The sequence below is a fragment of the Falsiroseomonas algicola genome (assembly GCF_011040385.1).
Taxonomy (GTDB): domain Bacteria; phylum Pseudomonadota; class Alphaproteobacteria; order Acetobacterales; family Acetobacteraceae; genus Falsiroseomonas; species Falsiroseomonas algicola.
Window position 1 is genome coordinate 242,716 of sequence record NZ_JAAIKB010000008.1, and the last position, 20,916, is coordinate 263,631.

The window sequence follows — 20,916 nt, forward strand, 5'->3', positions numbered from 1 at the left end:
TCGTCAGTGGCCGGCCATCGAGCACACCTCGGCCGGGCTGCGGCCGGCCTCGCGCAGCGCGCGCACCGCCAACGCGCCGTCGCGCTTCGCCAGGCGCCGGCCCTCCGCATCGACCAGCAGCGCATGGTGCCGATAGGCGGGCTCCGGCCAGCCCATCAGCGACTGGATCAGCCGGTGCAAATCGGTCGCGGGCAGCAGATCCTCGCCGCGCGTCACCACCGTCACGCCATCCCGCGCATCGTCATGAGTGACACAGAGGTGGTAGCTCGCCGGCACCTCCTTCCGCGCCAGCACCACATCGCCGAAGCGCGCGGGGTCGCAACGCAGCCGCCCTCGTCCCTCCTCCTCGAAGTCCAGCGCCCCCACCCGCGCCACCGCCGCCGCCATGTCGAGTCGCAGCGCGAAGGGGTCGCCCCGCGCCATCCGCGCCTCCCGCTCCGCCGCCGACAGCCGCCGGCAGGTACCGGGATAGAGCGGCCCGTCCGGCCCCTGCGGTGCCCCCCCGCTCGCCGCGATCTCGCGGGCGATCTCGGCGCGGGTGCAGAAGCAGGGATAGAGCAGCCCCATCCCCGCCAGCCGGTCCAGCGACACCCGGTAATCCGCGAAATACCGCGACTGCACGCGCACCGGCCCATCCCAGTCGATGCCCAGCCAGCGGAGGTCCTCCTCGATCGCCGCCGCGAACTCCGGCCGGCAGCGCGTGGCGTCGATATCCTCGATCCGCAGCAGGAAACGCCCACCCGCCTGGCGCGCCCGATTCCAGCCCGCCAGGGCCGAATGGACGTGGCCGAGATGCAGGAACCCGGTCGGGCTGGGGGCGAAGCGCGTGACGATCATGGTCATCCCCGTCATCCTGCCCATCTTCTGCTGCGTCGCAACACGGGGACGGGACCATGCGTGATGAGGAGGAGGGCCCGCGCTGGGGCCCGGCCGCGGGCGGCGCGCCCAATGCGCTGGTCGTGCTGCTGCACGGCGTCGGCGCCGATGGCTTCGATCTGATCGACCTGGCCCCCGGCTGGGGCAAGGCCGTGCCCGGCGCGCTGTTCATCGCCCCCCATGCGCCGGAGGCCTGCGACCTCGCCCCCTATGGCCGCCAATGGTTCAGCCTGCAGGACCGCCGCCCCATCGCCATCGCCGCCGGCGCCGATGCGGCCGCCGGCGCCCTCTTCGCCTGGATCGACGGGCAGCGCGCGGCGCTCGGCCTGGGCTGGGACCGCGTCGCCATCATGGGCTTCAGCCAGGGCGCGATGATGACGCTGCGGGTCGGCCTGCACCAGGCGCGCCAGGCCGCCGCCCTGCTCGCCTATTCCGGCGCCCTGCCCTGCCTCGTGCCCCCCGGCCCCGGCCCCGCCGTGCTGATCGTGCATGGGGAGGAGGATGAGGTCGTCCCCGCCGGCGCCAGCCGCAACGCCCTCGCCGCCATCGAGGCCGCGGGCCTGGCGGTGGAGGCCGCCTTCCGCCCGGGCCTCGGCCACGGCATCGACGAGGCCGGCATCAGCCTCGGCGCGCTGGCGCTGCAGAAGGCGCTGGGGCCGGCCGCATGACGGGGTGATGAAACATCGGAGATCGCCGGTTGCGCCGCCCCCTTCGCACTGGCACAAAGACCGCGACATCGCAGCTAAGCCACAGCATCTGGGGCCTTACTGACGTTGACGGCCCCAGGACTGGGTGCGCTGCCATTCCGAGGAGTGGCACTTGCCTGATGGCGGACACTTCGTTGCAGGACAGTCCTTCCCCGCGCTCGTGCTGAACGCGGATTTCCGGCCACTGTCCTATTTCCCGCTCTCCGTCTGGGCCTGGCAGGACGCCGTGAAGGCCGTCTTTCTCGACCGCGTCTCGGTGCTGTCGGAATACGAGGCGGAGGTCCATTCGCCGCGCATGACCATGCGCCTGCCGAGCGTCATCGCGTTGAAGGAATACATCCCCGCCGCGCGGCGCCCGGCCTTCACCCGCTTCAACGTCTTCCTGCGCGACAGCTTCGCCTGCCAGTATTGCGGCAACCCGAAGCCGACCCAGGACCTGACCTTCGACCACGTCATCCCCCGCAGCCGCGGCGGGCGCACGACCTGGGAGAACGTCGTCACGGCCTGCGGGCCCTGCAATCTGCGCAAGGCCAACAAGCTGCCGCGGGAATGCCAGATGGTCCCCCGCCTGCCCCCCCGGCAGCCCACCAGCTGGGAGCTGCAGGAGAACGGAAGGTCCTTCCCGCCGAACTACCTGCATGAGAGCTGGCGGGACTACCTCTACTGGGATTCCGAGCTGGAGAATTGAGCGGGGGCTTCCGCCCCGCCCCTCACGAATCCGCCGTGATGTTGGCGCGGCGGATCACGGCGCCCCAGCGCTCCAGCTCCTCCCGCTGGTAGCGCGCCAGCGCCTCCGGCCCGCCGCCGATCGCCTCCACCCCGTTGCGCTCCAGCGTCGCGCGTGTCTCGGCCTCGTTGAGGGAGGCCGCGAGGATGCCGGACAGGCGCTGCGTGACGGGCGCGGGCAGGTTGGCCGGCCCGAACATGGCCCACCAGCCCTCCGCATTGATGGCGGGCAGACCCTGCTCCGCGAAGGTCGGCACGTTGGGCAGCAGCGGGCTGCGCTGCGCGCCGGTGATGCCAAGGCCGATGAGCTGCCCGGCCTCGATCTGCGAACGCACGAACTGGGTGTGGTAGAACATGGCGTTCAGCGTGCCGCTCAGCGCATCCGTCATCGCCTGCGCGCCATCGCGATAGGGCACATGGGTGGTGCTGGTGCCCGTCGCCTCGCTCATCACCGCATGGTTCAGGTGCCCGGCCGTGCCGGTGCCGGAGGTGCCGACGGAGAGCGGCCGCGCCTTCGCCATGGCCACGAACTCCGCCATGGTCCGCGGGCCGAGCTGCGGCCGCACCACCAGCAGCAGCGCGGTCTTGGAATGCAGGAAGAGCGGCGTGAAGTCCCGCACCGGGTTGTAGGCCAGGTTCGGCATCAGGTTCGGGTTCACCGCATGGGTGCCGATGGTGCCGAGCAGGATGGTGTGCCCATCCGCCGGCGCCTGCGCCACGGCGGCGGAGCCGATGGTGCCGCCGGCGCCGGAGCGGTTGTCCACCACCACCGTATGCCCGCCCAGCCCGCGGGAGATCTGCCCCCCGATCATCCGCCCGATGATGTCCGTGCTGGTGCCGGCCGCGAAGGGCACGACCAGGCGGATCGGCCGGTCCGGCCAGGACTGGGCGCGGAGCGTGCCCGGCGCGGCCAGCGCCGGCAGCGTGATCGCGGTGGCAAGAAGGCTGCGGCGGTTCATGGCAGGTCTCTCTCCCGGTTCGGCGGTCCCGGGATCGCACGCCACTCCGCCATCCCGCAAGACGGCGTCAGACCCGCTCGCTCACCTTGATCGCCACCTTGCAGCCCGCCTTGATCGCCGCGCTCAGCAGCCGGTAGGCCGGCGCCTGCTCGGCCTCATGCTCGAGCCCGATGTCGCGATGCTCCAGCTCCTCCGCCCGGAAGCGCTCGATATCCGCACGCAGCGGCGCCTCGTCATCGCCCAGCGTCTCCGCCTGGGCGCGGTAATGCTCGTCGATCGCCTCCTCCACCGCCACGGTGCAGGCCATGGCGGCGCGGTGGCCCAGCAGCGCGGTGGCGGCGCCGAGCGCGAAGCCCGCGACATGCCAGACCGGCAGCAGCGCCGTCGGCCGCACGCGGCGCTTGGCGATCAGGCCGGCGAAGGTGTCGAGGTGCACCTGCTCCTGCGCCTTCATGTGTTCCAGGATCGGGCCGTATTTCGTCCGCCCGAGCACCGCCAGCTGGCCCTCATAGATCCGCCGCGCGCCATATTCGCCGGCATGGTCCACGCGGATGGTGCGCGCGACATACTCCCGCGGCGTCGGGTCCCCGGGCAGGCGTCGCTCGGCGGTCTCTCGGTTCGGCATCAACCCCTCCGTGCGGCCCGGCTGAAGGCGAAAGCCGCCAGGCCCGCCGCATAGATCAGGTTCATCATCGCCATGGAAAGGGGGAGGCCCGGAATCAGGTAGGTCGCCTCGTCGCAGGGCTTGTTGGGCGCGGGATTCAGGCTGCGCAGCAGGTCGTCCACGCTGGCGCCGGGCGCGATGGACGGCGCCTGGCAGGCCGGCAGGGGCGAGGGCCACCACCCCTGCTCCACGCCGACATGCAGCACCGCGATGGCGCCGGAGACCAGCACCGCCACCCCCGCCGCCCGCAGCAGCCACGGCCGTAGCCTTTCCGGCACGAAGGCTGCCGCCACGGCCAGCGCCGCCGCCACCCAATAGGGCCAGCGCTGCCAGAGGCAGAGGGCGCAGGGCGCCAGGCCCGGCCAGCGTTCCGTGCCGAGGGCGATCAGCGGTGCCGCGGCCGCGAGGCCCGCCACCATCAGGGAGGACATCATGCGCCTTTCATCCTCCAACCCCCGCGTGCCGGCAACTGGACCACACCCGCGCCCGGACCTAGCCTGCCCCGCATCGATCGCGGGAGACGCCGACATGCTGACCATCTGGGGCCGGGCGAGTTCGTCCAACGTCATGAAGGTGCTCTGGCTCTGCGAGGAGTTGTCCATCCCCTTCACCCGCATCGATGCCGGCGGCGCCTTCGGCCGCACGAAGGATCCCGACTACCTCGCCAAGAACCCCAACGCCCTCGTTCCCACCATCGAGGAGCCGGACGGCTTCACGCTGTGGGAGAGCAACAGCATCTGCCGCTACCTCGTGCGCCAGCACGCGCCTGGCCATGCGCTGTATCCCGCCGATCCGCGCCTGGCCGCGGATGTGGAGCGCTGGATGGACTGGCAGCTGGCCTCGCTCAACCGGCCGATGACGACGGTCTTCTTCACCTATGTCCGCATCCCGGAGGCCGAGCGCGACTGGCCCGCGACGCACAAGGCGCGGGCGGAGGCCGAGGCGCTCTGGGCCATGGTCGATGCCAAGGTGGCGCAGCACCCCTATCTCTGCGGGGATTCGCTGACGCTGGCCGACATCGCGCTCGGCCCCTACCTGCATCGCTGGTTCGCCATGCCGATCGAGCGCGCGCCCATGCCGGCGCTCCGCGCCTGGTACGACCGGCTCATGCAGCACCCCGGCTTCCAGAAGCACCTCGCCGGCCCGCTGGTGTAACCCGGCGGTCCAGGGTCGCCTTCGACCCTGGCGAGGGGGTTCAGGGGGAGCAGCGCTCCCCCTGCATCACCCTACCGCGTCGCCCCCGGCGTCCAGGTGACATCCCCCGTCCCGTTCCCGTTCAGCCGCCGGGACAGCACGAAGAGGTGGTCCGACAACCGGTTGAGGTAGCGGATCACCGCCGCATTCACCGCATCCGCCGCTGCCAGCGCCACCACCTCCCGCTCCGCCCGCCGCACCACCGTCCGCGCCAGATGGGCATAGGCGGCGCCGGGCGATCCGCCGGGCAGCACGAAGCTGCGCAGCGGCGGGATATCGGCGTTCATGGCGGCGATCTCCGCCTCCAGCCGCAGGCACTGGCCATCCGTCACGCGCAGCCGGTCCTCCCCGGTGCCGGGCACGCAGAGATCGGCGCCGAGGTCGAAGAGGTCGTTCTGGATGCGCCCGAGCATGGCATCCGCCTGGCGGTCGCCGGCCAGGTGCAGGCGCAGGATGCCGATGGTGGCGTTCACCTCATCCACCGTCCCATAGGCCGCGACCCGCAGCGCGTCCTTCCGCACGCGGGACCCGTCGCCGAGCGAGGTCTCCCCCCCGTCGCCCCCCCGCGTCGTGATCACGTCCAGCTTCACCATCGGCGATCTCCTTCGAGGCGGAAGCTGATATCGACGGCGGCAACCGCAACGACCGGCTGGCCATCGCGTGCCGCGGGCTGGAAGCGCCAGTTGCGCACCGCGCGCAGCGCCGCCTGGTCCAGTGCCTGGAAGCCGGCGGACTGGTCCACCGCCACCTCCATCACCCGTCCGTTCTGGTCCACCTGCACACGCAGCCTGACGCGGCCCTGCTCGCCGCGCAGCCGGCTGGCATAGGGGTATTCGGGCGGCGGGTTGGCGGCGCCGGCCAGCGGCCGCGGCGCCGTCACCGCGCCCAGCGCCTGCGCGCCGCCGGTGGATCGGGGCGCGGAGGCCTCGGCGGCCTGCCCCGTCGCCGGCGCGGCTGCCGCGGCCGGGCGTGCCTCGCTGGCGGGGCGCGGGCGTGGGGGCGCGGGGCGCTGCTGCGGCACCGCGAGTTGCAGCGGCCGCGGCGGCGGCAATTCGAAGGCGGGCGGCGTCGGCTCGGGTTCGGGCCGTGCCTCGGCGACAGGCGGCGGCGGGGCCTCCGCGACCTGGATCGGCGGTTCCGGCCGCGGGCGCGGCGCCTCGGGCGGTGGCGGCGGCAGGGTCGCCTCCGCCAGCGCGGGCGGCGGCGGTGGCGGGGCCGGAGGCGTCACCGATGCCGGCTGGACCGGTGGCGGGGGCGGGGGCGGCGCGGGCGGTGCTTCGGGCAGGCTGGGGGCGGGCGGCAGGGCCGCCATGGGCAGCGGCCCGGGCGGGGCCGGAACGCTGACAGGCGGCGCGGGCGAAGCGGCCTCGGCATCCACCGCATCGCTGGTCCCGGGTTCCTCCTGGTTCCAGATCAGCGCGACGCCCTGGTCCAGCGGCCGGGGTGCTTCGTCCGCTCCGCGGTCGACCAGCAGCGCCGCGGCCAGCGCGGCATGCGCGACCACGGACAGCAGCAGGGGCCAGGGCCGCGCGACGGTCACAGCACCAGCACACCCTGGTGCTTGGCCTTGCCCTCGGGCTCCACATGGATGGTGATGATGGCGGTATCGAGTTCCGCCTTCAGCGCGGCCTCCACCCGGTCGCAGATCTCATGCGCCTGCGTCACCGTCATGTCGCCGGGCACCACCAGATGGAACTCCACGAAGGTGAAGCGCCCGGAATGGCGGGTGCGGAGGTCATGCGCCTCGATCGCGCCCTCGGCGTGCTTCGCGACCAGCGCGCGGATGCGGCCCAGCGCTTCCGGCGCCACCGCCTCATCCATCAGCCCGCCCACGGATTCGCGCATCAGCCGCCAGCCGGAGAACAGGATGTTCACCGCCGTCAGCCCCGCCAGCGCCGGGTCGATCCAGGCCTGTCCCGTCAGCGCCACCAGCGCCACGCCCACGATGACGCCGCCGGAGGTCACGACATCCGCCAGCAGGTGCCGCGCATCCGCCAGCAGCGCCGGGGAGCGCGAGGCCCTGCCCCGCCGGAACAGGAAGGCCGACCAGCCCGCATTGATGCCGGTGGCGATGGCGGAGACCAGCAGGCCGGAGGCCGCCTGGTCCAGCATGCGCGGCGCCTGCCAGGCACCCCAGGCCTCGTGCAGAATGAGCACGGCGGCCACGATGATCAGCGCGCCTTCCAGCACGGCGGAGAAATACTCCGCCTTGGCATGGCCATAGGGGTGGTCCGCATCGGGCGGCCGGGCGGAGACGCGGATGGCGGCGAGCGCCGCCAGCGCGGCGGCCACGTTCACCACGCTTTCCACCGCATCGGCGAAAAGCGCGACGCTGCCGGTCAGCCACCAGGCGCCCGCCTTCAGCCCGAGCACGGCCAGCGCCACGAAGACGCTGGCCGTGGCGATGGTCTCGATGCGCGTCAGCCCGGGCATCGGGCGGATGAGGCGGACAAGGCGCGGACTCCTGCGGCGGCCGATTGATGCCGCGCCGGGGTGCGTTTCCGCAACCCCGGACGGCGCCGCGTCACACCGAGAAGTACTTGGCCCGCGGATGGTGCAGCACGATGGCGCTGGTCGACTGCTCCGGATGCAGCTGCCATTCGTCGGAGAGCGTCACGCCGACGCGATCCGCCTTCAGCAGCCGCAGCAGCCCTTCCTGGTCCTCGAGCCGCGGGCAGGCGGGGTAGCCGAAGGAATAGCGGCCGCCGCGATAGCCCTGGCTCAGCATCTTCTCGATGTCGCGGTCATCCTCGCCGGCAAAGCCGAGTTCGGCGCGGATGCGCTTGTGGACGTATTCCGCCATCGCCTCCGCCATCTCCACCGACAGGCCATGCAGGTAGAGGTAGTCCTGGTAGCGGTTGTCCTCGAACCAGTCGCGCGCGATGTCGGAGGCCTTCTGGCCCACGGTCACGACCTGCAGGCCCATCACGTCGCGCTTGTCGGGCCCGTCCTCGATGTCCCGCAGGAAGTCGGCGATGCATTCGCCATCGGGCTTGGGCTGGCGAGGCACGGTGAAGCGCCAGGCTTCCGTGATGCCATCCTCCTCGAACAGCACGATGTCGTTGCCCTGGCCGGCGGCCTTCCAGTAGCCGTAGATCGCCTGCGGCTTCAGGATGTTGTCGGCCTCCGCCAGCGCCAGCATGCGCTTCAGCACCGGGCGCAGTTCCTGCTTCGCCCAGCCGATGAAATCCTCCAGCGACCGTCCGGCCTTCCGGAAGCCCCACTGGAATTGATAGAGGCTGCGTTCGTTGATGAAGGGCACGATGGCCTTGGGCGCGGCTTCCATCACCCGCGGCCCCCAGAAGGGCGGCACCGGCACGGCGCTTTCCGCCGCCACGCGCCGGCGGCGTTCCTGCGCGTAGTTGACATCGACGGGCGCGAAGCCGCGCGGATCGGCCTGGCCCAGCGTGCGCTTCTCGTTCTTCGCCTTGCCCGCGCGCTTGGTCTGCAGCGCGGCCAGGTAGTCGTCGAAGCCGTTGCCCATCACCTTGTCCATGAGGTGCAGGCCATCGAAGGCGTCCCGCGCATAGGCCACGCGGCCGCAGGCGTAGGACTTCACGCAATCATCCTCGACATAGTTGCGCGTCAGCGCGGCACCGCCCAGCAGCACGGGCAGGTCGATCCCCTGGCGGCTCATCTCCTCCAGATTCTCGCGCATCACCACGGTGGACTTCACCAGCAGGCCGGACATGCCGATGGCATGCGCCTTGTGCGTCTTCGCCGCCGCGACGATGTCGTTCAGCGGCACCTTGATGCCGAGGTTGACGACCTTGTAGCCGTTGTTGGTCAGGATGATGTCGACCAGGTTCTTGCCGATGTCGTGCACGTCGCCCTTGACGGTGCCGAGCACGATCGTGCCCTTCTCCTGCCCCTCGATCTTCTCCATGTGGGGCTCGAGATAGGCGACGGCGGCCTTCATCGTCTCCGCGGACTGGAGCACGAAGGGCAGCTGCATCTTGCCCGCGCCGAAGAGGTCGCCCACTACCTTCATGCCGTCCAGCAGCACGTCGTTGATGATGGAAAGCGGCGTCAGCCCCTTCGCCAGCGCATCCGCGAGTTCGTCGTCCAGCCCCTTGCGGTCGCCATCGACGATGCGGTCCTTCAGGCGACCCTCCACGGTCTCCGCCCGCTTCTTGCCGGTGGTGTCGGCGGCCTTCCGGCCGGAGAACATCTCCAGCACCTTCTGCAGCGGGTCATAGCCTTCGCGACGACGGTCGAAGATCAGATCCTCGATCACCGCCACTTCCTCCGGCGGGATGGCGTGCAGCGGCTTGATCTTGGAGACGTGGACGATCGCGCCCGTCATCCCCGCCTTCACGGCGTGATCCAGGAACACGCTGTTCAGCACATGGCGCGCGGCCGGGTTCAGGCCGAAGCTGATGTTGGAGAGACCCAGGATGATCTGGATGTCCGGAAATTCCTCCCGGATCATGCGGATGCCGTCCAGCGTCCAGACGCCGAGCTTGCGGTCATCCTCGTTGCCGGTCGCGATGGTGAAGGTCAGCGGGTCGATCATCAGGTCGGACTGCGCCAGCCCATGCTGGTTGCAGGCGAAATCGACCAGGCGACGCGCGATGCGGAGCTTGTCCTCCGCCGTCTTGGCCATGCCGACCTCGTCGATCGTCAGCGCGATGACCGCCGCGCCGAACTTCTTCGCCAGCACCAGGCGTTCATGCGCGGCATGCTCGCCATCCTCGAAGTTGATGGAGTTGATGATCGGCTTGCCGCCATGCAGCTTCAGCGCGGCCTCGATCACCGGCGTTTCCGTGCTGTCGATGACGAGCGGCGAGTTGACGCTCGACGTGAAGCGCCGGATCACCTCGTTCATCTCCGCGATCTCGTCACGGCCGACGAAGGCCGTGCAGACATCGAGGCTGTTCGACCCCTCCGCCACCTGCTCCCGCCCGATGGCGACGCAGCCATCCCAGTCATGCGCCGCCTGGCGTTCGCGCCAGGCCTTGGAGCCGTTCGCGTTGCAGCGCTCGCCGATCGAGAAGTAGCTGTTCTCCTGCCGCAGCGACGTCGCGCTGTAGAGGCTGGCGACGGAGGGCACCCAGACGGCGTTCCGCTTCACCGGCGCCGGCCGCGCCTTCGCCCCGCCGAGCTTGCGCAGCAGCTGGTCCAGCGCCTGGATATGCGGCGTGGAGGTGCCGCAGCAGCCGCCGATCAGGTTGAGCCCATCCTCCAGGATGAAGCGCTCCATCCAGGTCGCCAGCTCCGACGGGCCGAGCGGGTAATGCGTCTTGCCATCCACCAGCTCCGGCAGGCCGGCATTGGGCTGCACGCTCAGCATCCCCGGCCAGTTGCGGCTCAACCAGCGGATATGCTCCGCCATCTCCTGCGGCCCGGTCGCGCAGTTCAGGCCGATCAGCGGCACGTCGAGCGAATGGACCACCGTCGTGGCGGCGGCGATGTCGGGGCCGACCAGCAGCGTGCCCGTCGTCTCCACCGTCACCTGCACGAAGATCGGGATGTCGGACTTCGCCTCCGCCTTCGCGATCTTGCAGGCGTTGACGGCCGCCTTGATGAACAGCGTGTCCTGGTTCGTCTCCGTCAGCAGCGCATCCGCGCCGCCCGCGATCAGCCCGCGGCACTGCGCCACCAGCGCGGCCTCCAGCGAATCATAGTCGATGTTGCCGAGGCTCGGCAGCTTCGTGCCCGGGCCGATATCGCCGATCACCCAGCGGGGGCGCCCATCGGCGAAGCTCTCCGCCGCCTCCCGCGCCAGCTCCACGCTGAGCTTGTTGATCTCGAAGGCCTTCTCCTCCAGCTCGAACTCGCCGAGCGTGACGGGGCTGCCGCCGAAGCTGTTGGTCAGCACCATGTCCGACCCGGCCTCGTAGTAGCTGCGATGGATGTCGCGCACGATGTCGGGGCGCGAGAGGTTCAGCACCTCCGTGCAGTTCTCCTTGCCCCAGAAATCCTTCTCGACATCCAGCGTCATGGACTGGATGCGCGCGCCGAAGCCGCCGTCGCAGAGCAGCACCTGGTCACGAAGCGCATCGAGAAGATGGGGGCGCGAGGTCATGCGGTTTTCTCTCGGCAGAAGGATCGGGTCAGAGGGCGATGGCGTGGCGGGGCTCGGCGAAGCCGGCGACACGCCGGGCAGGCCAGAGCCGGACGGCCAGCGGCCCCGGAACCTCGATGGGGGAGGAAAGCGTGCAGCCGGCGGCACCGAGCCAGCCGGCAATGGCGGCATCGTCGAAGCCCGGCCAGCGATGGGCATGACGCTGCAGCAGGTCCGTGCGCCCATGCGGCGCCAGGTCGGCGATGATCAGCGTGCCCTCGGGATGCAGCACGCGCGCGGCTTCCGCCACGGCCGCGGCCGGGTCCTCGGCGTAGTGGAGCACCATCTGCAGCGCGACGGCATCGAAGGCGCCATCGGCGAAGGGCAGGCGATACATGTCGGCCTGGCGCACCGCGGCGCGATGCGCGATGCCGCGCTCCGCGATCCGCGCGCGGGCCAGCGCCAGCATGTCCCGGCTGGCATCGACGCCGAGCGCCCGCTCCACCCGGTCCGCCACCAGTTCCAGCAGCCGCCCGGTGCCCGTGCCGATATCCAGCAGCGCATCCGCGCGCGCGGGCAGCAGGCTGATCAGCGCCTGCTCGATCTCCCCGGATGGCAGGCCGAGCTCGCGCATCTCGTCCCAATCCATGCCGCCCTCCCGGAAGGCGGCGGAGGCGGCGCGGGCGCGTTCGGCGGCGATGCGGGCGGCGGCGCGCCGATCGGCCGCCAGGCGGGGGTCATCCTCCGGCAGCCGCGCCAGGATCATCCGCGCCACGCCGGCATCGGCGGGCAGCTGGAAATAGGCATTGGCGCCCTCCGGCACCCGTTCCAGCAGCCCGGCCTCCACCAGCAACTTCAGGTGGCGGGACAGCCGCGGCTGGCTCTGGCCCAGCACGTCGCAGAGGTCGCTGACGCAGAGCGCGCTGCGGGCGCAAAGCGCCAGCAGGCGCAGCCTGGTCGGCTCGGCAGCCGCGCGGAGTTGCGTCAGAAGGTCGTCCATGGCTTGCAAATGACATAAACATATCCTTATGTCCAGCCTATGGCATGGTCCCTCGACGCGCGCATCCCCCTCACCCTCCTGCCCCCGGGCGGGGACCTGGCCGCGACCCTGGCCGGCGGCAAGCCGGCGGCGCTGCTGGCGGAAGCCCCGCCCGAGCCCCTGCCGCCCGGCGCGGTCGCGCAGGTGAGCTTCGACCCGGCCGGGCCGTCCCACGCCGCCTCCTGCACCTGCTGCGCCGGGCGCAGCGCGGCCGCGGCGGCGCTGGACCGGCTGTTCCAGGCGCGGGTGCGCGGGGCTTGCGCGTGGTTCGACCGGGTCGTGGCGGTGGTGGAGACGGAAGACGCGCGGGCGGAGGTGGAAGCGGCGCTGCGGGAGGACGCGGTGACGAGCGCGCGGTTCAGGAAGGCGTAGCAGGGGGACGCCGTCCCCCTGCACCCCCTGCCAGGGGCCTCGGGCCCCTGGACCGCGAGGTTCTAGGCTACAACCGCCTCAGCGGCGCCCAGGCCGCTGACAGTGACGCGCAGCGCGCCAGAAGCGGGCAACGCATCACCCAGGCCAGCCACCACCAGCAGCGCGCCGGCGGGCAAGCCGCCCCAGGCCCGCGCCACCTCGGCCGCCTCGGCGAAGAGCGCGGCCAGGTCGAAGGCCTCGCCCCGGCGGCGATGGCCGGCCGGGCCGATCGCCACGCGCACCGGCGCCTCGGGCATGGGTTTGCCCCGCCCCGCCACCACCAGGCCCAGCCGCGCCAGATCGGCGGTCACCACCAGCCGGTCCGTGGGGGCCTCGGTGAAGCGGGTGGAGGACAGGTCGATGGCCGGATGCACCCGCGCCAGCACCGGCGGACCCTCCCCCAGCGCCTCCGCCAGCACGCCCACTACTGCGGCGCTCGCCAGGCCATGACGCAGCATGCCCGCCGCGATCGGCGATCCGGAGGGCACCAGCCGTCCCTCCACCATCGGTCCCGCCACATCCAACCCGCGCAGCACCCGCAGCCCGCAAGGCGTGATGCGGAGCGATTCCAGAACGGCGGCGGCGATCTCCTCCGCCTCCTCCAGGCTGGCCGGCGCCAGCCCCTCCGGCAGCGCGGCCAGCGGATTGCCGGTCTCCACCGCCTCCGCCAGCCAGCGGGCGGCCCCCTCGATGTCGGTCGTCATCAGTTCATCGAGGGAAGGCGGATTTCCTCTTCCTCCTGGAAGCCGCCCGCCGGCGGCGCATCCAGCATCGTCGGCACGGCGCCATCGGCCGGCGTGCTGGAATAGAGCGTTTCCGGCAACCAGGTGACCAGGCCCGGGAAGATGTAGACCATGGCCATGCAGAAGACGACGATGTAGATGAACGGCATGCAGCCGCGGAAGATGTCCTCCAGCCTCACATGCGGCGGCGCCACGCCCTTCAGGTAGAAGGCGGCCATGGCGACGGGCGGGCTCAGGAAGCTGGTCTGCAGGTTCAGCGCCACGAGGACGCCGAAGAACAGCGGGCTGACGCCGAAATCATCCAGCAGAGGCAGGAAGATCGGCACGAAGATCACGATGATCTCCGTCCATTCCAGCGGCCAGCCCAGGATGAAGATGATGACCTGCGCCAGCAGCATGAAGGTGAAGGTGTTCAGGGGCAGCGACTTGATGAAATCCTCCACCACCGACTGCCCGCCGAGGTAGCCGAAGACGGAGGAGAAGATGTAGCTGCCGACGAAGAGCCAGCAGACCATCGCGCTGGTCCTGGCCGTCAGGAATACGCTTTCCTTCAGCTTCTGCCAGGTGAAGGCGCGGTAGACGATGGCGAGGATGATGGAGCCGAGCGATCCCATCGCCGCCGCTTCCGACGGCGTGGCGAGCCCCGTGAGGATGGAGCCGAGCACGGAGGCGATCAGCAGCGCCAGCGGCAGGAAGGACGTCGCCAGCGCCACGAAGATCTGCAGCACCGGGACGTTGCGCTCCTCCGGCGGCAGGCGCGGTGCCATCGCCGGCTTGAAGATGCCGACGCCGATGGCGTAGGCGACGTAGAGCAGCGCTAGCGAGACGCCGGGGATGAAGGCCGCGGCGTAGAGCTGCACGACGGAAACGCCCGCCGTCGCGCCATAGAGGATCAGCATGATCGAGGGCGGGATGAGGATGCCGAGGCACCCGCCCGCGCAGGTCACGCCGGCGGCCAGCTTCGGGTCGTAGCCCGCGCGCAGCATGGCGGGGAAAGCGAGCAGCCCCATCAGCGTCACCACCGCGCCGACGATGCCCGTGGCGGTGGCGAAGAGCGCGCAGGTGATGAGGGTGGCAACCGCCAGGCTCCCCGGCACGCTGCCCGATGCCAGCTGCAAGGATCGGAACAACCGGTCCAGGATGTTCGCGCGCTCGATGATGTAGCCCATGAAGACGAAGAGCGGCACGGAGATCAGCACGTCATTCGCCATCACGGCGTAGGTGCGCTGCACCAGCAGGTCGAAGACGCGATCCTGCATGCCGAGGTAGCCGAAGAACAACCCCATCGCCATCAGCGTGAAGGCGATGGGGAAGCCCAGCATGATGAAGAACAGGAACAGCAGAAGCTGCGTGAGGCCCAGGGCAGCGTCACTCATGCGGCGTCACTCATGGTCAGGTATCCCGGGGATCAGGAATGGGGGTGACGCGGGGCGGGGTCCCGGGAAGCCGGGCCTTGCGCGGATTGCACGGCGCCGACCAGCGCGGCCTCTCCGCCGCGGGCCATCTCGGCGGCCAGTGCCTCCGCGCCCTTGGCCTCGGCCGCGGCGAGGATCTGCTTGTCCAGCTCCTCCACGTCGGAAAGCCGCTGCGGCCATTCGCCGGTGCGGATGGCCTGCACGCAGCGCACCGTCTCCACCAGCCCCTGCAGCAGCAGCAGGAAGCCGACCAGGGGAATGAGGAACTTGAAGGGCCAGATGATCGGCCCGTTCGGGCTGAACATGCTGCGTTCGTTCTGCGCCATGCTGTCGGCGAAGAAGTGCCAGCCGGAGATCATGAAGGCGAAGATCGCCGGGAAGAAGAACAGGATGTAGAGGGTGAAGTCGAACTTGGCCTGCAGGGCGGGGCTGAAGTTGCGGTACAGGAAGTCGCCCCGCACATGCCCGTTGCGCGACAGCGCGTAGCCGCCCGCCATCATGAACAGCGTGCCGTAGAGCATGTAGGAGACGTCGTATCCCCACGTCGTCGGCGCCGCGAAGAACCGCCGGGCGCAGACGTCATAGACGATGACCCCCGTCAGCAGCAGGATGCACCAGGAGAAGAGCTGCCCGACCAGCGTGCTGAGCCGGTCGATGCCGAGGAGGATCTGCTGCACGGCGTGCGCGTCTCCGGGAATGAAAGGCGGAATGAAAAGCGCCCCGGCCTCGCGACCGGGGCGCCCCCGCTCAGCCGCGGGCGAAGAAGTGGTTGTAGGACACGGCGGGCGAGGCCGTGGCGCGCAGGAAGAAGGCGCCGACGCGGCGGCACCAGTCGCGCTGGCTGTCGCAGACCTTCTTGAAGAAGGGATCGGCCTCGTACTTCGCCAGCACGCCGTCCCAGGCGCGCAGCTGCGCATCCAGGATGGGCCGCGGCGTGGAGCGCACCTGCACGCCCTGCTGGCTCGCCATCGCCTGCAGGTCGCGGGGGTAGCGGTCCATCGCCTTCCACAGCATGTCGGACGACGCGGCCTCGGCGGCGATCTTCAGGACCTGCTGCAGTTCCTGCGGCAGCGCTTCCGCCTTCTGGCGGTTGAACAGCACCTCGAAGGATTCGACGGGCTGGCCGAAGCTCTGCAGCATGTAGTTCTTGGCCACGTCGGGGAAGCCGAGCAGGCGGTCGGAGGACGGGTTGTTGAACTCCGCGCCGTCGATCACGCCGCGCTCCAGCGCCGGCACGATCTCACCGCCCGGCAGCGACACCACCGCCATGCCGAGCGTCGTCGCCACGTCGGCATTCAGGCCGACGGTGCGGTAGCGCAGGCCGCGCAGCTGCTCGACATTCTCGATGTTGTTGCGGAACCAGCCGAGCGGCTGGCAGGGCATCGGGCCGGTCAGGTAGCCGATGGCATTCGCCCGGACGATGCCGTGCATCAGCTCCTTGTACAGCGCCTCGCCACCGCCGTGGTAGAACCAGCCGAGGAACTGGTTGGCATCGCCGAACCAGGGGGCGGAGGTGCCGAACAGGCTGAAGGCCGGGTTCTTGCCCCACCAATAGGCCGTCACGCCATGCCCGCCATCGAGCGTGCCGGCGGAGACCGCATCCAGCAGCTGGAAGGCGCCGACCACGGCGCCGGCCGCCAGCAGTTCCAGCCGCAGCCGCCCGCCGGACAGCGTGTTCACGCGGTTGACGTAGTCCTGCGCGAATTCATGGAAGATGTCGCGCTGCGGCCAGGTGGACTGGAAGCGCCAGGTCGTCGTCTGGGCGCGGCTGACATTGGGGGTGGCGAGCACCGCGGTGCCCACCGCGCCGACCGCGGCGGCCTTGAGCAGCCCGCGGCGGGCGGGCACGGAATCGGACTTGGTCGTCTCGGTCATTGTTTCCTCCAGCGGGGCGCCCCTCGTTCAACGAGTGGCGCGCCCGGTTGCTCCCTTATGTCCCATTACGGAAGCCGCGAGGAAACTGCAATGGCCGGTATACCCGGCCCCTATTTGGTGACGAAGGCCTTCTCCACGACATAGGTGCCGGGCTTGTTGTTGGCGCCTTCCTCGAAACCCCGACCTTCCAGCAGGGTCCGCATGTCGGCGTTCATCGCCTCGCTCCCGCAGAGCATCACGCGGTCCGTCGCGGGGGAGAGCGGCGGCAGCCCCAGCTCCCGGCAGATCTGCCCGCTCTCCAGCAGCGTGGTGATGCGGCCCTGGTGGATGAAGGGCTCCCGCGTCACGCTGGGGTAGTAGGTCAGCTTCTCCCGCACCAGCTCCCCCAGCAGCTCGTGCTCGCGGAGGCCCTCGATCAGCTCGCGATAGGCCAGCTCCGCCACCTGCCGCACGGTATGCGCCAGCACCACGCGGTCGAAGCGGTCATAGGTCTCGGGATCGCGCGCCAGGCTCATGAAGGGCGCCAGCCCCGTGCCCGTGCCGCAGAGCCAGAGCGTGCCGCCCGGCGCCAGGTTCTCCGGCACCAGCGTGCCCGTCGCCTTCCGCCCGATCAGCACGCGGTCGCCGGGCTTGATGTGCTGGAGGCGCGAGGTCAGCGGCCCGTGCTGCACCTTGATGGAGAGGAACTCCAGGTGCTCCTCCCAGGGCGGGCTCACCATGGAATAGGCCCGCACCAGCGGCTTGCCCTCCACCATCAGCCCGATCATCGCGAACTGCCCGGCGCCGAAGCGGAATTGCGGGGTGCGCGTGCAGGTGAAGGAGAAGAGGCGATCCGTCCAGTGATGGACGGTCAGCACGGTCTCGAGCGTGAAGCCGGGCGGGGCGGTTTCCAGCACCGGCTGGGCGATGTCCTGGGTCATGCGAGCCTCATGCAATATCCGATGGCCAGCCGCAACGCGGAACCGCCGCATGGCTGGCGTGCCCGCAAGGCCCGGTCCATCCTCCGCCGACACGCTGAGGCCCCTGCCCCATGACCACGCCCCCGATCGGCCCCCTCGTCGATGCCACGCCGCGCCCCCTGCCCGCGCGCATTCCCCATGCCGGGCGGTCGGTCACGCTGGAGCCGCTGGCCATCCGCCACGCCGCCGAATTGTGGGATGCCGCGCAGGCCGATCCTTCGGGCGATGGCTGGGCCTATATGGGCTACGGCCCCTTCGCCGATGCGGATGCCATGCGCCGCCACGTCGCCGCCTTCGCCGCCCAGCACGACCCCATGGCCTGGGCCATCCGCCCGCACAGCAGCGGCGCCGTTTCCGGCTGGCTGACGCTGATGGAAATCCAGCCCGCCAATGCGGCGATCGAGATCGGCCACATCTGGTTCTCGCCCCGCCTGCAGCGCACGCGGGCGGCGACGGAGGCGATGTTCCTCCTGATGCGCCATGCCATGGATGATCTCGGCTACCGGCGCCTGGTCTGGAAGTGCAACGCGCTCAACGCGCCCTCCCGCGCCGCCGCCGCGCGGCTCGGCTTCGTGGAGGAAGGCACGCTCCGCGCCCATCTCGTGGTGAAGGGCCGCCGGCGCGACACCGCCTTCTACTCGATCCTGGAGGATGAGTGGCCGGACCGCCGCGCCCGCATCGCCGCCTGGCTCGATGACGCCAACTGGGATCATGCCGGGCGACCGCGCACATCGCTCTCCGCCGCCACAGCGGGGCTGCGCGGCTGAAGGGTCCTCTTCCCGCTCGAAACTGACGCCGATGTCATATAGGCTTCACGCGCCAGCCAAGGGGAGAACGACCATGCCGCAGCTCTCATCCGTGCTCGATTTCGGTGACGTCGCCGCCTGGGGCCTGATCGTCGCCACCGCCGTCTTCGCGATCGGCATCCGCCACCTGCCGATGGGCGGCGCGGTGGCGCTGGCCGCGCTCGCGGCGCTGGCGGCCAAGTCGGTGATGATGCCGCTCACCTGAGCAGGCCGCCGTACCGCTCTCTCGCCTGGGCGGTTGCCATCCCGCCCCGCCTGCCGCAGGCTTCCCATCGTTACAGGATGGATGCGGAGGCGGGCTGTGCCGCGGGATATCGAGGACAAGGTCGGCGCTTTCGTGCCGGGACCCCGGGTTGAGATCGCCGGCGCGGCGGAGGGCCCCCTCGCCGGGCTCGACTTCGCGGTCAAGGATCTCTTCGACGTCGCCGGTGCCGGCACCGGCTACGGCAACCCCGACTGGGCGCGCACCCATGCGCCCGCCGCCGCCACCGCGCCCGTCGTGCTCTCCCTGCTCCAGGCCGGCGCCAGCCTGCGCGGCAAGACCAAGACCGTCGAGCTTGCCTATGGCCTGACCGGCGAGAATGTCTGGCAGGGCACGCCCATCAACCCCGCGGCGCCGGACCGCTTCCCCGGCGGTTCCTCCTGCGGCTCCGCCGCCGCCACCGCGGCGGGCCTCGTTGATTTCGCGCTGGGCTCCGATACCGGCGGCTCGGTCCGGATCCCCGCCAGCTATTGCGGCCTGTTCGGCATCCGCCCCTCCTGGGGCGCGGTGAACCTGACCGGCGCCTGCCCGCTCGGTCCCAGCTTCGACACCGCCGGCTGGTTCGCCGCCCGCGCCTCCATCCTGCGGCGGGTCGGCGAGGTGCTGCTGCCCGGCGGCGGCGAAGGCGCGCTCGGCCCGCTGCTCAAGGTGCAGGAAGCCTGGGTCAACGCCGTGCCGCAGACCGCGACGGCGCTGGTCCCGGCGCTGGCGGGGGCGGAGAAGGTGCTCGGCCCGGCGCTGTCCGTCCACATCGCGCCCGAAAGCCTCGACCAGCTTTTCGAGCATTTCCGCGCCGCCCAGGCGGAGGAAGCCTGGGCCAGCCTGGGGTCGTGGATCGAGGCGGTGAAGCCCGGCTTCGGCCCCGGCGTCGGCGAACGCTTCGCCGCCGCCAAGGCGACGGACCCCGCCCGCGCCGCCGCCGCCCGCGCCTTCCGCGACGTCTTCCGCACCCGCATCCGCGCGCTGCTGGCCGGCGGCGCGGTCCTCGCCTACCCGACCTCCCCCATCCCCGCGCCGCACCTCAACGCCAGCGCCGAGTCGCAGCAGGCGATCCGCGAACGCACCATGGGCGTCACCGCCATCGCGGGCCTGGCCGGCCTCTGCGAGGTGACGATCCCAGGTGCCAAGGTGGATGGCGCGCCGGTCGGCCTCTCGCTCGCCGCCGCGCCGGGCCGGGACCGCGCGCTGCTGGCGGTGGCGGAGAAGGTGGCGGCGGTGCTCCACCTCCCCGTCTAAAGCGTCACTTGCCGAGGGCGGGGGAGGCGCCTAATCCCCCCTCGACCTTCCGCGATGGGGTAAGTTCCGCCGCCATGCTGATCCGTGACGCCAAGCCGGCCGACGTGCCGGCCATCACCGCCATCTACGCCCACCACGTCGCGGTCGGCACCGGCACCTTCGAGGAACAGCCCCCCACGGAAGCCGAGATGGCCGCCCGCGTGGCCAAGGTGCAGGACGCGGGCTGGGCCTGGCTGGTGGCGGAGCTCGATGGCACCGTCATGGGCTACGCCTATTTCAACCAGTTCCGCGACCGCTCCGCCTATCGCTTCGCGGCCGAGGATTCGATCTATGTCCGCGACGACGTGCGCGGCCAGGGCGTGGGCAAGGCGCTGGTGGAAGCGCTGCTGGCCCGCGCCACGGATTGCGGCTTCCGCCAGATCTTCGCCGTGATCGGCGATTCGGAGAATGTCGGCTCCATCGGCCTGCATGTCTCGCTGGGCTTCCGCCAGGCGGGGGTGCTGAAGGCGGCCGGGCTGAAATTCGGCCGCTGGGTCGATGTGGTCTTCATGCAGCGGGCGCTGGGCGAGGGCGACCGCACCACGCCAGCCTGACCCCTACCGCAGGGTCGAGGCCAGCAGCACCAGCCCATCGAGTGCCCAGAGCACCAGCGCCACCGCCGCGACGCGCTCCGCATGCCAGATCAGGCGTTCGCGCATCACGGCGGCCATCATCTCGCTGCGGCGCCGGTCGGGCAGGTCATCCGCCTTCCCATGCCCGATCGCCAGCGCCCACAACTCGCTATGCCGCATGTTGCGACGCGGCGCGCGATGCGCCTGGATCAGCAGGCCGAGCAGCGTGGCCGCCGCCACCCAGGCCCCCACGCGCAGCGCCAAGGCGAGGTCGAAGGACAGCGCCAGCATCAGGGTCGCGGCCGCCAGGCCTGCGAATCCCAGGGCGCGGCGGATGACGTAGTCGGCCAGGGCGGTCAGTCGTTCCATGCCTCATGCTCCCCACCGGGCCATCTTGCCATGCCCGGTCCACCCGCCGTCCAGGGA

At 70.8% G+C, this 20,916-nt stretch carries 23 protein-coding genes; 8 read left to right on the forward strand and 15 right to left on the reverse strand.

The genetic code is table 11. The features are described from left to right. Window positions 1–3 precede the first annotated feature (3 nt). Window positions 4–843 (reverse strand): tRNA glutamyl-Q(34) synthetase GluQRS, encoded by an 840-nt coding sequence (gluQRS, locus tag G3576_RS20075; RefSeq protein WP_456237350.1) that lies wholly within the window; start codon window positions 841–843, stop codon window positions 4–6. A gap of 50 nt (window positions 844–893) precedes the next feature. Here gluQRS and G3576_RS20080 point away from each other — a divergent pair, with 50 nt between their 5' ends. Next, window positions 894–1,544 (forward strand): alpha/beta hydrolase, encoded by a 651-nt coding sequence (locus G3576_RS20080; RefSeq protein WP_164696214.1) that lies wholly within the window; start codon window positions 894–896, stop codon window positions 1,542–1,544. Window positions 1,545–1,695: 151 nt separating this feature from the next. Next, on the forward strand, window positions 1,696–2,271 hold the full coding sequence (locus G3576_RS20085; RefSeq protein ID WP_164696215.1) for an HNH endonuclease: 576 nt from the start codon (window positions 1,696–1,698) through the stop codon (window positions 2,269–2,271). 22 nt (window positions 2,272–2,293) lie between these two features. Here G3576_RS20085 and G3576_RS20090 read toward each other — a convergent pair whose 3' ends face one another. From G3576_RS20090 to G3576_RS20100, 3 genes are all read right to left on the reverse strand, one after another. Next, a complete protein-coding gene (locus G3576_RS20090; protein WP_164696216.1) occupies window positions 2,294–3,268 on the reverse strand; it encodes a Bug family tripartite tricarboxylate transporter substrate binding protein in 975 nt (324 codons plus the stop codon). A 67-nt stretch (window positions 3,269–3,335) separates the two neighbouring features. Next, window positions 3,336–3,893, reverse strand: coding sequence for a demethoxyubiquinone hydroxylase family protein (locus G3576_RS20095; protein WP_164696217.1), 558 nt, complete (start codon window positions 3,891–3,893; stop codon window positions 3,336–3,338). Beyond that, on the reverse strand, window positions 3,893–4,366 hold the full coding sequence (locus G3576_RS20100; protein ID WP_164696218.1) for a disulfide bond formation protein B: 474 nt from the start codon (window positions 4,364–4,366) through the stop codon (window positions 3,893–3,895). Before G3576_RS20100 ends, G3576_RS20095 begins: the two co-directional genes overlap by 1 nt. 94 nt (window positions 4,367–4,460) lie before the next feature. On the opposite strand from G3576_RS20100, the gene G3576_RS20105 reads away from it, so the two are divergent. Continuing rightward, complete coding sequence (locus tag G3576_RS20105; protein WP_164696219.1) at window positions 4,461–5,087, forward strand: glutathione S-transferase family protein; 627 nt, start codon at window positions 4,461–4,463, stop codon at window positions 5,085–5,087. Between the two features lie 71 nt (window positions 5,088–5,158). On the opposite strand, the gene G3576_RS20110 is transcribed toward G3576_RS20105, so the two are convergent. From G3576_RS20110 to G3576_RS20130, 5 genes are all read right to left on the reverse strand, one after another. Further along, window positions 5,159–5,719 (reverse strand): cob(I)yrinic acid a,c-diamide adenosyltransferase, encoded by a 561-nt coding sequence (locus tag G3576_RS20110; protein WP_164696220.1) that lies wholly within the window; start codon window positions 5,717–5,719, stop codon window positions 5,159–5,161. Continuing rightward, window positions 5,713–6,666, reverse strand: coding sequence for an energy transducer TonB (locus G3576_RS20115; RefSeq protein ID WP_164696221.1), 954 nt, complete (start codon window positions 6,664–6,666; stop codon window positions 5,713–5,715). Before G3576_RS20115 ends, G3576_RS20110 begins: the two co-directional genes overlap by 7 nt. Then, complete coding sequence (locus G3576_RS20120; protein WP_164696222.1) at window positions 6,663–7,559, reverse strand: cation diffusion facilitator family transporter; 897 nt, start codon at window positions 7,557–7,559, stop codon at window positions 6,663–6,665. The genes G3576_RS20115 and G3576_RS20120 overlap by 4 nt, the downstream gene beginning before the upstream one ends. A gap of 91 nt (window positions 7,560–7,650) precedes the next feature. Next, window positions 7,651–11,154, reverse strand: coding sequence for a methionine synthase (metH, locus tag G3576_RS20125; RefSeq protein ID WP_164696223.1), 3,504 nt, complete (start codon window positions 11,152–11,154; stop codon window positions 7,651–7,653). A 28-nt stretch (window positions 11,155–11,182) separates the two neighbouring features. Then, entirely contained in the window at window positions 11,183–12,133 is a 951-nt protein-coding gene (locus G3576_RS20130) for an ArsR/SmtB family transcription factor (protein ID WP_164696224.1), read from the reverse strand. Window positions 12,134–12,172: 39 nt separating this feature from the next. Between G3576_RS20130 and G3576_RS20135 the strand changes: the two genes are divergently transcribed. Beyond that, entirely contained in the window at window positions 12,173–12,544 is a 372-nt protein-coding gene (locus G3576_RS20135) for a hypothetical protein (RefSeq protein WP_164696225.1), read from the forward strand. A 62-nt stretch (window positions 12,545–12,606) separates the two neighbouring features. Here the strand turns inward: G3576_RS20135 and G3576_RS20140 are convergent, their stop codons facing one another. The 5 genes from G3576_RS20140 to G3576_RS20160 all read right to left on the reverse strand — a co-directional run bounded on the left by G3576_RS20140 (window position 12,607) and on the right by G3576_RS20160 (window position 17,536). After that, window positions 12,607–13,287, reverse strand: a complete 681-nt coding sequence (locus G3576_RS20140) for a hypothetical protein (RefSeq protein ID WP_164696226.1) — start codon at window positions 13,285–13,287, stop codon at window positions 12,607–12,609. Next, window positions 13,287–14,702 carry a TRAP transporter large permease gene (locus G3576_RS20145; protein WP_164696227.1) on the reverse strand — a complete coding sequence of 472 codons (1,416 nt, stop codon included), beginning with the start codon at window positions 14,700–14,702 and terminating at the stop codon, window positions 13,287–13,289. The genes G3576_RS20140 and G3576_RS20145 overlap by 1 nt, the downstream gene beginning before the upstream one ends. A gap of 32 nt (window positions 14,703–14,734) precedes the next feature. Next, window positions 14,735–15,418, reverse strand: coding sequence for a TRAP transporter small permease subunit (locus tag G3576_RS20150; RefSeq protein ID WP_164696228.1), 684 nt, complete (start codon window positions 15,416–15,418; stop codon window positions 14,735–14,737). Window positions 15,419–15,488: 70 nt separating this feature from the next. After that, window positions 15,489–16,616: a TRAP transporter substrate-binding protein gene (locus G3576_RS20155; RefSeq protein ID WP_164696229.1), complete on the reverse strand. Its 1,128-nt coding sequence runs from the start codon at window positions 16,614–16,616 to the stop codon at window positions 15,489–15,491. Between the two features lie 110 nt (window positions 16,617–16,726). Beyond that, window positions 16,727–17,536, reverse strand: a complete 810-nt coding sequence (locus G3576_RS20160; RefSeq protein WP_164696230.1) for a ferredoxin--NADP reductase — start codon at window positions 17,534–17,536, stop codon at window positions 16,727–16,729. 110 nt (window positions 17,537–17,646) lie between these two features. On the opposite strand from G3576_RS20160, the gene G3576_RS20165 reads away from it, so the two are divergent. From G3576_RS20165 to G3576_RS20180, 4 genes are all read left to right on the forward strand, one after another. Then, the gene (locus G3576_RS20165) at window positions 17,647–18,342 is read left to right on the forward strand and encodes a GNAT family N-acetyltransferase (protein WP_164696231.1); all 696 of its coding nucleotides are present in this window, start codon (window positions 17,647–17,649) and stop codon (window positions 18,340–18,342) included. 73 nt (window positions 18,343–18,415) lie between these two features. Next, on the forward strand, window positions 18,416–18,586 hold the full coding sequence (locus tag G3576_RS20170; RefSeq protein WP_164696232.1) for a hypothetical protein: 171 nt from the start codon (window positions 18,416–18,418) through the stop codon (window positions 18,584–18,586). Between the two features lie 96 nt (window positions 18,587–18,682). Then, a complete protein-coding gene (locus G3576_RS20175) occupies window positions 18,683–19,879 on the forward strand; it encodes an amidase (protein ID WP_328729405.1) in 1,197 nt (398 codons plus the stop codon). A 74-nt stretch (window positions 19,880–19,953) separates the two neighbouring features. Next, window positions 19,954–20,472 (forward strand): GNAT family N-acetyltransferase, encoded by a 519-nt coding sequence (locus G3576_RS20180; RefSeq protein ID WP_164696234.1) that lies wholly within the window; start codon window positions 19,954–19,956, stop codon window positions 20,470–20,472. 3 nt (window positions 20,473–20,475) lie between these two features. Here the strand turns inward: G3576_RS20180 and G3576_RS20185 are convergent, their stop codons facing one another. Next, window positions 20,476–20,859 carry a hypothetical protein gene (locus G3576_RS20185; RefSeq protein WP_164696235.1) on the reverse strand — a complete coding sequence of 128 codons (384 nt, stop codon included), beginning with the start codon at window positions 20,857–20,859 and terminating at the stop codon, window positions 20,476–20,478. Window positions 20,860–20,916 lie beyond the last annotated feature (57 nt).